9 protein-coding genes are annotated in these 12,502 nt (G+C 57.3%); 7 read left to right on the forward strand and 2 right to left on the reverse strand.

The features are described from left to right. Window positions 1-154 precede the first annotated feature (154 nt). A complete protein-coding gene (locus tag FDY93_RS01255) occupies window positions 155-2,374 on the forward strand; it encodes a TonB-dependent receptor (protein WP_138233939.1) in 2,220 nt (739 codons plus the stop codon). A gap of 22 nt (window positions 2,375-2,396) precedes the next feature. Continuing rightward, the gene (locus FDY93_RS01260) at window positions 2,397-3,074 is read left to right on the forward strand and encodes a Fe2+-dependent dioxygenase (protein ID WP_138233940.1); all 678 of its coding nucleotides are present in this window, start codon (window positions 2,397-2,399) and stop codon (window positions 3,072-3,074) included. A gap of 230 nt (window positions 3,075-3,304) precedes the next feature. Here the strand turns inward: FDY93_RS01260 and FDY93_RS01265 are convergent, their stop codons facing one another. Next, window positions 3,305-4,222: a LysR family transcriptional regulator gene (locus tag FDY93_RS01265; RefSeq protein ID WP_138233941.1), complete on the reverse strand. Its 918-nt coding sequence runs from the start codon at window positions 4,220-4,222 to the stop codon at window positions 3,305-3,307. Between the two features lie 254 nt (window positions 4,223-4,476). Here FDY93_RS01265 and metE point away from each other — a divergent pair, with 254 nt between their 5' ends. Beyond that, entirely contained in the window at window positions 4,477-6,711 is a 2,235-nt protein-coding gene (gene metE, locus FDY93_RS01270; protein WP_138233942.1) for a 5-methyltetrahydropteroyltriglutamate--homocysteine S-methyltransferase, read from the forward strand. A 538-nt stretch (window positions 6,712-7,249) separates the two neighbouring features. Here the strand turns inward: metE and pepQ are convergent. Then, complete coding sequence (pepQ, locus tag FDY93_RS01275) at window positions 7,250-8,554, reverse strand: Xaa-Pro dipeptidase (RefSeq protein ID WP_138233943.1); 1,305 nt, start codon at window positions 8,552-8,554, stop codon at window positions 7,250-7,252. A gap of 98 nt (window positions 8,555-8,652) precedes the next feature. Here pepQ and purU point away from each other — a divergent pair, with 98 nt between their 5' ends. The 4 genes from purU (at window position 8,653) to FDY93_RS01295 (ending at window position 12,390) form a co-directional block, all read left to right on the forward strand. Beyond that, on the forward strand, window positions 8,653-9,489 hold the full coding sequence (purU, locus tag FDY93_RS01280) for a formyltetrahydrofolate deformylase (RefSeq protein WP_138233944.1): 837 nt from the start codon (window positions 8,653-8,655) through the stop codon (window positions 9,487-9,489). 91 nt (window positions 9,490-9,580) lie between these two features. Further along, complete coding sequence (locus tag FDY93_RS01285; protein ID WP_138233945.1) at window positions 9,581-9,979, forward strand: hypothetical protein; 399 nt, start codon at window positions 9,581-9,583, stop codon at window positions 9,977-9,979. A 775-nt stretch (window positions 9,980-10,754) separates the two neighbouring features. Continuing rightward, a complete protein-coding gene (locus FDY93_RS01290; protein ID WP_138233946.1) occupies window positions 10,755-11,582 on the forward strand; it encodes a 4-vinyl reductase in 828 nt (275 codons plus the stop codon). A gap of 70 nt (window positions 11,583-11,652) precedes the next feature. After that, a complete protein-coding gene (locus FDY93_RS01295) occupies window positions 11,653-12,390 on the forward strand; it encodes an MHYT domain-containing protein (RefSeq protein WP_138233947.1) in 738 nt (245 codons plus the stop codon). Window positions 12,391-12,502 lie beyond the last annotated feature (112 nt).

The raw sequence follows: 12,502 nt of genomic DNA on the forward strand, positions 1-12,502 counted from the left end.
CTTCTCCCGCTGCCGTTGCAGTGCAGAATTTCACGCCGATGTCACAACTGACAAGTTGCTTAAAAGAAGGATCTAAATGATAATGCTTCGCATTGTCCTGCTAATCGGACGATTACATAACTTCTATTAAGAGCTGACATTTTGGGGTGACTGCATGACCAAGCTGACGAGTACAACGGATAAACTCGCCACTCTCACGACGATGGACCCGTTCCGGAAGAAACCACTCGCAGGCCATTTCCGTTTCTCCGGACTTTCCCTGGCGGCCGCCGTGGCCGGCGGCCTGATGAGCGCCGCCCACGCCGAGGAGCCCGTTAGCGCGGATACGCGCGCGCCGGAAATTGTGGAGGTCACCGATCGCCTTGAGGAGCGCCAGCCCAGTTCCGTCAAGTTCGCCCGTCCGTTGCTGGACACGGCGCAGACCATCAATGTGATTTCCGAAGAGGTGATACAGCAGCGCGCTGCCACCACCCTGCGCGATGTGCTGCGCAACGTTTCTGGTATCAGCATGCAGGCCGGTGAAGGCGGTGCACCTCCCGGAGACCAGTTCTCCATCCGCGGCTACAGCGCGCGTACCGATATCTTCGTGGACAACGTGCGCGATTTTGGCGGCTACACCCGCGATCCTTTCAACCTGGAACAGGTGGAAGTGGTGAAGGGGCCGTCTTCCGACTACTCCGGTCGCGGCTCCACCGGCGGCTCCGTCAATTTGGTAAGCAAGACGGCGAACCTGACCGACAGCAGCAACGGCAGCCTGTTTGCCGGTACCGACAGTTATGGCCGCGCGACGCTGGATGTGAATCGCACACTGGACGGGGTCGACAACGCCGCCGCGCGTATCAATATCATGACCCACGAGCAGGATGTTGCCGGCCGCGACGGCGTAAGCAATTCCCGCTGGGGTGTGGCGCCGTCTCTGGCGTTCGGCATAGATACCGATACCGAGGTCAACCTGAGCCTGTTCCACCTGTCTCAAGACAATACGCCGGATTACGGTATTCCCTGGGTGCCGGCCAGCAACGTGCCGCTGGCGGACTACGCGGATGAGGCACCGCCGGTGGATTTTGACAACTGGTACGGTCTCAAATCCCGCGACTACGAAAAAGTAGACACTACCATCGGTACCGCGCAGGTGACCCAGCGCCTGGGCGACAACGCGAGCCTGAATAACACGACTCGCTGGGGGGTAACTGGCCGCGACAATATGGTGACCGCGCCGCGTTTTGTCAGTAACGACAGCACCGATATTCGCCGCAGCGACGAAAAATACCGGGATCAGGAAAACACCATTTTCAGCAACATGACGGACTACTCGCTCACGATTAACCCGGGCAGTAGCTGGGAGCACCGTATTATTGCCGGTGCGGAAGTGAGCCTGGAGAGTGAAAAGCGTTACACGCGGGAACTGACCGGAGAGGACTCACCGGCGACGGATCTGTTCAACCCGAATCCCAATGATCCGTACCTGGAAAATTACGTGAGCACCGGCACCTATAGTCTTGGTGAGTCCACCACGCTGGCGGCCTATCTGTCGGACTCCATACAGATCAACGAGTACTGGCAGATCAATGGCGGCCTGCGGTATGACCATTTTGAACTGGAGTACACCCCGGACGGCGATCCGCTGGTGGAGCGCACCGATACCATGTTGAGCTATCGCGCCGGTGTGGTCTTCAAACCTGTGTCTCAGGGCAGTATCTACTTCGGTTACGGTACTTCCTTCAACCCTTCGGCTGAGGGCTTGAGCCTGACCGAAAGCAGCCGCAACCCGGGGTTGACGAAGCTGGAGCCGGAGGAAAACCGCAGCCTGGAGCTTGGTACCAAATGGGAGTTGGTGGATGGCCGGGTGCTTGCAAGTGCTGCGCTGTTCCGCACCGACAAGACCAATGCCCGCACCCAGGATCCGGATGATCCCAACGATGTGCTGGTACTGGATGGCGAGCAGAGGGTGCAGGGGCTCGAGCTGGGTATTTCCGGAGCAATCACGGACAGCCTGAGTGTCAACACCGGGTACGTGTATCTGGATTCCGAAGTGCTTGAAAGTAAGAACGCAGACGAACTGGGTAACGAGCTGTCCAACTCTCCGCAGCATACCTTCAATCTCTGGGCCAACTATCAGGCCTCTGAGCGCTTGCAGCTGGGGCTCGGTACGCAATTTGTCGATGATCGCTACAACAGCACAACCAATACTCGCGTGGCTCCCGATTACTGGATTTTTGAGGCCTCCGGCGTTTACGCTTTCAGCAACAACATCAGCGCGCAGTTGAACCTGCAGAACCTGACCAACGAAGAGTACATCGACTTTGTGGGCGGTGGTCACTTCATCCCGGGGCTCGGCCGCACCGCGCTGCTGTCGCTGAACTTCAATTACTGATCTGATTTACAGGTAAATAAACGTGCTGTTGGAAATCCCCGAAATCCTCAGCCCGCAGCAGGCCGCCGAGATTAAGGCGGCACTGTTGCAGGCGGAGTGGGTGGATGGCCGGGTAACCGCCGGGCACCAATCCGCGCAGGCGAAGAAAAACCGGCAATTGCCTGAAAATTCTCCGCTGGCGCGGGAGCTGGGTGACGTGATTCTGCGGGCGCTGCCCGCGAGTGCGCTGTTCATGTCGGCGGCTCTGCCGCAGCGGGTATTCCCGCCGCTGTTCAACCGCTATGAGGGCGGGGAGCATTTCCACAACCATGTGGACAACGCTATCCGGCGCTTGCCTACGGGAGGGCAGATCCGCACGGATCTGTCCTGCACGCTGTTTCTTTCGGAACCGGATGAATACGATGGCGGCGAACTGCTAATCGACGATACCTACGGTGCCCACTCGGTGAAACTGCCGGCGGGATCCATGGTGTTGTATCCGTCCACCAGCCTGCATCGGGTGACACCGGTTACCCGTGGCAGCCGTATTTGTTCATTTTTCTGGATACAGAGCCTGGTACGCGATGACGGCCAGCGTACCCTGTTGTTTGATCTGGATATGTCTATCAACCGTCTGCGGCAGGAGCTGGGTGATCACGAAGCCATCGTGGCGCAGACCGGGGTCTATCACAATCTGCTGCGGCGCTGGGCCGAACCTTAGACTTTTTCTCGTCATGCCGGGGCAGCTCCCGCCCCGTCATGACAGCGGATCCGGGAATCCAGATCCCCACTCCGTCATTCCGGCGAATGCCGGAATCCAGCCCTCAGCCTCGTCATTCCGGCGAATGCCGGAATCCAGCCCCCGCCCCGTCATTCCGGCGAATGCCGGAATCCAGCCCTCAGCCTCGTCATTCCGGCGAATGCCGGAATCCAGATCCCCGCAACCAGCAATCACGCCGAACGAATTCCATTCAAATTCGCGAAACAGGTGTCTTTTGCGGTGACAAAAAAGTCCCGCAAAAATGCCTGTTCCAACATTTCCTCCCGCACCGCGGCATATAGCGTGCTCCAAAGGCCGCTTTTACCCAACCGCAACTGGCTGACAAAACCTTTCTGCAAATACTCGTGCAGCGCCCAGTTCGGCAGTGCACATACGCCGCGACCGCTCACCACCAATTGCACCATCATCACCGTCAGCTCCGCGGTGCGCACTGCGGCGGGCTCTATGCCGGCGGGGTCGAGAAAGTGCTGGAAGATATCCAGCCGCTCTCGCTCCACCGGATAAGTGATTTGCACTTCGCCTGCCAGATCCTGCGGCTCCACCCATTTCCTGTCTGCCAGCGGATGCTTGCGATTGACCGCGAGGCACATTTCAAAACTGAACAGCGGTTCATAGTGAATGCCTTTCAGAGACTGGTCCGGGTTGCTGGTGACCACGAGATCCAGGTCGCCGCGTACCAGCGCCGGCAGCGGCGCGAAATGGAAGCCGCTTGAGAGATCCAGCTCCACTTCGGGCCAGTCGTCGCGGTAGGCGTCGAGGGTGGGCATCAGCCACTGGTAGCAGCTGTGGCATTCGATGGCGATATTCAGCCGCCCCGCCTGTCCGGAAGCGAGCCGCGCCAGGTCCCGCTGTGCCACTGCCACCCGGGGAAGTACATCGTCCGCCAGTTGCAATAGGCGCAACCCCGCGCTGGTAAAACGCAGAGGGCGGGATTTGCGCACGAACAGTGGCTGCTCGTGGCGGTCTTCCATTTCCCGGAACAGGTGGGAGAGGGCGGATTGCGTCAGGCACAGGCGCTCCGCGGCACGCACCATACTGCCGGTTTCCCGCAATGTGGTGAGGGCCTTCAGGTGTCGCAGCTCAATCATGTTTAAAAATATTCATGTTTAAGTAAAAAAATATGAAATTGATTGAACATCAGGCTGCCCGCAGAATCAACCCCGAACATAAGCAACCCTGTGTCATACCGGCCCCATCGTCATACCGGCGAATACCGGTATCCAGAGATTCGGAGCTTTGAACTCCGTTACCTCTGGATCCCGGATCACACGTCACTCCGGACTCGATCCGGGGCCGGGATGACGTTATCGCGGCAATCACCAAGTCACTGGAAGGACTGAACATGGCTCAAACACACATCCTCGGCTATCCGCGCATCGGTGCCCGACGCGAACTAAAGCGCGCTCAGGAAGCCTATTGGAAAGGTGAAATCGACCAGCGGGCATTGCTGGCGGTGGGCGCTCAGGTGCGCGCGCAAAACTGGCAGGCGCAGCAGGCCGCCGGGCTGGCTTTCACTACCGTCGGCGATTTTGCCTGGTACGACCAGGTGCTCAATCACTCGCTGATGTTTGGCGTGGTTCCTGAGCGTTTCACGGCCGGCGCCGCGGACAACCAATTGGACCAGTATTTCCGTCTCGCCCGCGGCCGCGCGCCCTCCGGTGAGCCGGTAGCCGCCAGTGCGATGACCAAATGGTTCGATACCAACTACCACTATCTGGTGCCGGAGTTCACCGCCGACCAGCAATTCGAGCTCGATGCGGAATGGCTGCTGGCGGAAGTGAAGGAAGCCCAGAGCCTGGGCCACAGCGTAAAGCCGGTCATTATTGGTCCTTTGACCTACCTGTGGCTCGGCCGCGGTGTGGAGAATGCGCTGGACCTGCTGCCGCGCCTACTGCCGTGCTACGTGGAATTGCTGAAGCAATTGGCCAACGCCGCGGCGCAGTGGGTGCAGATCGACGAGCCGATCCTCGGGCTGGATTTACAAGAAAACTGGCGCGAAGCGTTCGCGCCGACCTATGAAATCCTCGCCGAAGCCAGCGGCAGCAAACTGCTGCTCACCACCTATTTCTCACCGCTGCGGGAAAATCTAGAGACCGCGTTCGCATTGCCGGTAGACGGGGTTCATATCGACGCGGTGCGCGCCCCGGAAGAAATTATGCCGGCGGCAGCCGTGCTCAGAAAGGACCAGGTGCTGTCGGTGGGGGTGATCAACGGTCGCAACGTGTGGCGAACAGATCTTGCGCACTGGCAGGCGGAACTGCTGCCGGTGGCGAAGCATCTCGGTGAGCGCCTTTGGCTTTCCGCCAGCTGTTCACTGCTGCATACGCCGGTTGACCTGGAAACGGAAGCCGCGCTTGCGAACGCAGACAAGCAGAAGCTTGCCTACAGCCGTCAGAAACTCGACGAGCTGCAATTACTTCAGCGGGCACTGAAACCCGGCGCACCGGCACTAGCGGCAATCGCCAAAACGGAGAGCCGCAGCGAAGCCGACGTGCGCGAGGAGCTGGTCAGTACCTGGCGCGCGCAGACTTACCCCGAGCGCGCCGCGGTGCAGAGCGCCCGCTGGCAACTGCCGCTGCTGCCGACGACGACCATTGGTTCCTTTCCGCAGACCGACGCATTGCGTGAGGTGCGCCGGCAGTTTCGTAATCAGGAGATCAGCCAAAGCGATTACGACGCACATTTACGCGCGGAAATTGCCGAAGTTATCCGCCGTCAGGAAATTCTCGGGCTCGATGTTCTAGTGCACGGGGAGGCCGAGCGCAACGACATGGTGGAGTATTTCGGCGAACAACTGGATGGCTTTATCCACACCGGCAACGGGTGGGTACAGAGTTACGGTTCCCGCTGCGTAAAGCCGCCGATTATTGCCGGCGATATTTCACGGCCGAGCGCAATGACCGTGCGCTGGAGCGAGTACGCGCAGAGTCTCAGCAAAAAACCGGTAAAAGGCATGCTGACCGGTCCTGTGACCATTCTCAACTGGTCCTTCCCGCGCGAGGATGTCCCCCGTGCAGTGAGTTGCCTGCAGATCGCCAAGGCGCTGCGTCAGGAAGTGCAGGATCTGGAGGCGGCGGGGATCGGCATTATCCAGATCGACGAACCCGCACTGCGCGAAGGTGTGCCACTGCGCGAGTCGGGGCACAAGGACTATTTCGACTGGGCCGTGGGGTGTTTCCGCTACACTTGCAGCAGGGTCCAACCGGAAACGCAGATTCACACCCACATGTGCTATTCCAATTTCAACGCAATTATGGATGCGATTGTGGCGCTGGACGCGGATGTTATCACCATCGAATCGGCCCGTTCCGACCTTCGCCTACTGCAGGCATTTGCCGGTGAAGGCGGCGGCTACCCGAATGAAATCGGCCCGGGTATTTACGACATCCACTCGCCCAATGTGCCGGAGCGTGCGGAATTGGTGAACCGTTTATACCAGTTGCTGGAAGTGATTCCGGTGGAGAAGCTCTGGGTGAACCCGGACTGCGGACTCAAAACCCGCAATTGGGCGGAGGTGGGTTCGGCACTGCTGAATATGGTGGAGGCTACCCGCACCGTGCGCGCGGAGATCGCCTGATCTTGTAGGAGCCTGCTTGCAGGCGAACGATTCAGCGCCCCGGCCAATTCGCCTGCAGGCAGGCTCCTACAAATGGGAGAAGTATTTATCGTGCGGTACCCGCACGACCTGTAGGAGCCTGCCTTGCAGGCGAACGACTCAGCGCTCCGGCCAATTCGCCTGCAGGCAGGCTCCTACAAAAGGGAGAAGTATTTACTGTGCGGTACCCGCACGACCCTGTAGGAGCCTGCCTTGCAGGCGAACGATTCACCGCTCCGGCCAATTCGCCTGCAGGCAGGCTCCTACAAATGGGAGAAGTATTTACCGTGCGGTACCCGCACGCCCTTGTAGGAGCCTGCTTGCAGGCGAACGATTCACCGCTCCGGCCAATTCGCCTGCAGGCAGGCTCCTACAAATGGGAGAAGTATTTACCGTGCGGTACCCGCACGACCTTGTAGGAGCCTGCCTTGCAGGCGAACGACTCAGCGCTCCGGACCGTTCGCCTGCAGGCAGGCTCCTACAAGTGTGGATCTCCAACGAACCGCTCCGCGGTATTGGTTCAATAACAATCCCGCGTCATATTCTCCACGCGGTCCGCGTGCACAATCACGTTATCCTCGATTCGCACGCCGCCGAACGGACGCAGTTTTTCCACCTTGTCCCAGTTCACCTCATCCGCGAGCCGGGACTCTTTCAGATCCGCCAGCAGGCTGTCGATAAAGTAGAGACCGGGCTCAATGGTGAAGACCTGATTCTCCTCAATGGTGCGCGTGGTGCGCAGGAAGGGGTATTCGCTGGGGGGCGGTGTTTTGCCGCCTTCCGGCGCGGTCTGGTGGCCACCCACGTCATGCACCTGCAGGCCGAGAAAGTGGCCGAGGCCGTGGGGCATGAAAGTGCCGGTGAGGCCGGATTCCACGGCGCTTTCCGGGGAGGTTTTGATCACACCGAACTGCTGCAGCAGTTGGCCGACCTTGTGGTGGCAGGCCCGGTGCAGGTCCACGTAAGACGCACCCGGGTTCAGGCCCGCGACCAGCTCCTGTTCCTTTTCGTGCATTGCGCTTACCAGGTCTGCGAATTCTCCATCGCGGTAAGCGTAACTGCGGGTGATGTCGGCGGCGTAGCCATTGCAGTCGGCACCGGCGTCGATGAGGAAACTGCGGCGCTCACTTTCGGGGAGCGGCTGGGTGCCGAGATGGGTGTAGTGTAGGATTGCACCGTGTTCGTTCAGCGCGACGATATTGCCGTAGGGCATACGCCCCTCGCCCTGGCCGGCGGCCTTCATATACGCGAGGTTGATCTCGAACTCACTGGCACCCGCGCGGAAGGCGTCTTCCGCGGCTTTGTGCGCGCGCACCGCGATGCGGTTGGCTTCCCGCAGGCATTCCATTTCGTAGGGGGTCTTGTAGGCGCGCGCCCAGTGCAGGCGGTCGATCAGGTGCTGGGGATTGCGTTCGCCGATCTCCCAGCCTTCGAGCTTGGTGGTCTCGCCGATGAACGCGGCGTTTTCACCGGTAAGGAACACCTTAGCTTCATCCGGCTTTGCCAATAGCTCGATGTCATATTCGTCACTCCAGAACGTCTGGGGCGCAGGCGGCACATAGTGCCAGAAATCCACCGGGCGGTAGAACAGCAGCTTGGGCTTCTGCCCGCGGCGATAGATCACCCAACAATTGGGGTTGTCGGTCACCGGAACCAGGGCCTTGAACTGGGGATTTACCCGGAAAGGGTAGTAGTTGTCGTCCAGAAACTGTACCGAGGGTGCACCGCTGAAGACGTTGAGGGTCTCGAAGCCGCACTGGTCGAGGGTCTCATCGTAGCGCTTGCGCAGGGTGGCCATGTGTTCACTGAAGAGTTGCTTGTCCATAAAGCCCCTGAATTGGTCAATTATCGGTCTGCGTGACGGGTAGAATCACGCACATAGTGTATAGTCAGCCCTCTGAACATTAAGTCTGATTTTTACCCATGGAAAAGAAGATACTGCTAACAGATTGCCCGGATGCCAAAGGGCTGATCGCCCGGATCACCAACATCTGTTACAAACACCAGCTCAACATTATCAAGAACGACGAGTTCGTAGATCGGGAGCAGGGGCGCTTCTTCATGCGCACCGCGCTGGAAGGCATCTTCAACGATGCCACCCTGCTGGAAGACCTGGATATGACGCTGCCGGAGGGCGCCGAGCGCAGGCTGGTGGCGAGCGGCCGCAAGCGGCTCGTGTTGATGGTGACCAAAGAAGCTCACTGTCTCGGCGACATCCTGATGAAGTGCTACTCCGGTGCGCTGGATGTGGAGATTGCCGCGGTTATCGGCAACCACCGAAACCTGCAATCCCTGGTGGAAAAGTTCGATATTCCCTTCCACTGGCTACCGGCGGAAGGACTTACCCGCGCGCAGCACGAAGAGCAGGTGATGCAGCAGGTAGACGCCTACCAGCCGGATTATCTGGTCCTCGCCAAATACATGCGCGTGCTGACCCCGGAATTCGTGGCCCGCTACCGCAGGCGCATCATTAATATCCATCACTCTTTCCTGCCGGCGTTTATCGGGGCCAAGCCCTATCAGCAGGCGTTTGAGCGCGGGGTAAAAATCATCGGTGCCACTGCGCATTTTGTTACCGATGATCTCGACGAAGGTCCAATCATTGAGCAGGATGTGATCCACGTCGATCACGGCTACTCCGCGGAAAGCATGGCTGCCGCCGGGCGCGATGTGGAAAAGCAGGTGCTGAGCCGGGCGCTGCAGCTGGTGCTGGAAGAGCGCGTGTTCATTCACGGCAACCGCACTGTGGTATTCAAATAACTTCACCGTCATTCCCGCGCAGGAACGTCATGCCGGGCTTGATCCGGGGCGGGATGACGACCATGGGATCAATTTGCTGGTTGGGGAAACTATGTTTGGTAGAAATTTCGTTCTGTTTTCAGTCGCCTGTGTTTTAACGGCTTGCGCCAGTGAACCCACCGCGCCCAACCCGGGCCTGAAGGAATCCTTCCATACTGAAATTTCCGCCAACGGTTCCAAGCGCTTTACTTATGCGCTGGAAATGGCGGTGCCAGAACTCCGCGGCCCCTATACCGAAAATCCGAACATGCGTGGCGGCATGACGCGCACCGATGGTATGCGCAGAGCGTCGCGGGGGCAGCGTATGGATATCAATTACGCGCTGGATTTGAAACTGAAGGAGACCCGCTTTTGCCGAGACGGGTATTTTGTAATTGATCGCGTGGTTTCCCAGCACGGTGGGGAAATTCGCGGTGAGTGCAGAGACGGCGCGGAACAAAGGGTGAACTGATCCTGGTTTCTGATCTGCAAGCGATTTGGATGTAGTAGTTCAAACGGTCGGTTTTCTCCCACTGCTCCGACCTTCATTCCCCTCCCCAAAAAAGCCGGTGTTGTACTGCGATTATTGATTTACACGCTTGTGTAATTTTTCGCTGCTGCCACCGGCTTCTTTTTAGTCATTTTCTGGCATCTCAATACTGATCTTTTTGTGACGCCCTTTTGGATTGTCGCTTCTTCACTTTTTCCTACCATAGGTTTTACCTATCAAGGCCATTGGCGTATTTTTTCATTTCACTCTGGTTGAGTTTTTCATATCGAAATTTAAGAGCTTTTGCGGATGATTAAATCTTTAAGTGTGAAATTTCAAAAGAAATTTTGCTAATGACGTGTTTTTCTCTGAGCATCAAAGTTGCTTGTTTTGCGAACTGTGTGGTTGTTATTCGCACAAAAATGACGTTTTTTTTTATGCTTGAAAGTCATGTGAGGTTATTTGTTCATATCTACGCTATGGCGCTTTGGGTCTAACGACCGGCGTGAAAATCGACTAATTTGACGAATGATCAGTTCAGGACTAAAAACTGAGGGGAGCGGAAATAACGCCAAAAAGGATTCCGAGAGCGGTTCCGCAATATTCCCAAATAATTTGCCCAACTAGTTTACTCAAACCAAAGGGGCTGGATTCAAACTAGCTTGCAGGTGCCGATTTTTCCGTTTTCAAACGGTGGACATCGGCATCGGATCAATTGCTTTGTCTGGCGAAAAAGAATTAAGAACAGGGAACCAGTATGGAAGTGGAAGTTACGGTTTATTCAGACCGGAAGGATGGACTGCTGAGGGCAATGGGTACCGTGGTGATCGGCTGTGGATTTACCCTGCTGCGCCAGCGCATGCTTCCCACTCCCAACGGCATTGAGCTGTGGCTGAATTTGAAAGGCGAGCAGGGGCGGCTGTTGGAACTGGAAGATCAGCTCAGCTCCCACCCCCTGGTGACCGGATTCGAGGCCAATCATTTACCAACCGCTTCTGCACATACCCCGGCTGCGCGACCGACAGGCGCACTATCACATACCACACCCGGAAACACGCAGGCTTATCGCAAGGCGGGCTCCACGCCGCCATCTCCGAAAATCACTTCCACTGGAAACGGTAAGAGAAACACCGTCGCTGTTCCCGCGACCGACATCATAGAAGCGGCTCTTCCCTCGCTGGCGAGAAGCTATCCCAGGATTTTTCCTCAGTTGCTGGATCTGCGGGATCAGATTGCCGAGGATCAGTGGGGTGTGAGTCTCAAGTTTATAGGAATTCGCGTCGGCGCTTGGGTGTACAAGCGAGATTACGCTTTGGGCGGGCAGTTGGATCTCAAAAGCGCAATGCGCCATATCGCACTGCCGGCGATGAAAACCCTGTTGCCGACAGAGGCCCATGACTACGCCATTCATGTAAAAAACAACCCGTTTTGCATGCCGGGTAGCCGGTGTCGGAATGGTGAGTTTTTTTGCGGCTTTCTGCAGGGGCTGTTGCAGGACTCTGGCGGCAGCGGCCGCGTGGTTGTGCGGGAAATTGAATGCCGCAGTGAAGGGCAAAAGGAGTGTGTGTTCGAGGTAGTGGATTAGGTTCCTGACGCGGGTCGTCTTGAGTCCGCACAGAAAACCAAAGGATAAATATAAATAACGAGGAACGTTTATGATTGCTGAATACAATCCTGTGCTGGTGGTTCTGTCTTTTGTGGTATCGGTTCTGGGGTCATTTACCGCCTTACAGATGGCGGTAGCCATTCCTCTCGCCCGCGACGGAGACGAAAAAAGAAATGCCATTCTCAAGGCCGGAATCGCGATGGGCGGTGGCGCCATCTGGTCGATGCATTTTATTGCCATGCTCGCCTTCGACATGGGGATGCCAGTAGCTTATGACACCTTCCTTACGATTCTGTCGGCGATGATCGCAATGGCGGCGTGTTCGGTTGGCCTGGCAATCGCCGGCATCGGTCTGTTCACCTTTGAAAAACTGTTGCCCGCCGGAGTATTTATGGGGTGCGGCGTAGCCGGTATGCATTATATGGGCATGGCGGCCATGATCATGCCGATGGAAGTCAGCTACAACCTCAACATTCTGATTATTTCCGTGGTGATAGGTGTAGTCGCCTCTTGCGCGGCGCTGTGGATGGCTTTCCATATGCGAGGCAAGTGGCAGATGTTCGGCAGTTCTCTACTTATGGGCGTGGCGGTTTGCGGCATGCACTACACCGGTATGGCGGCGGCAAAATATCAGCACACGGATGCGGTGCAGAATGTTGGATTCATGGGCGTGATGCAGGGCGAATACCTGGGGCTCAGTATCTTCATGGTAATGTCCAGCCTGCTGTTGCTGACACTGGCGATCAGTAGCCATCGCCGTAAGCAGCGCGAACAGCTCGCGATCTGAGCGCTACAAATAGGCTCTGGAATTTCCTTAATGCCAGTCGGTTAAGACAACTGACTGGCGTTTTCTTTTGCGGCGACGCATTTCTGCGGCTGCTTGTAGACAACGAACATGG

Origin of the sequence: Microbulbifer harenosus (assembly GCF_005771435.1) — a bacterium.
GTDB lineage: Bacteria > Pseudomonadota > Gammaproteobacteria > Pseudomonadales > Cellvibrionaceae > Microbulbifer > Microbulbifer harenosus.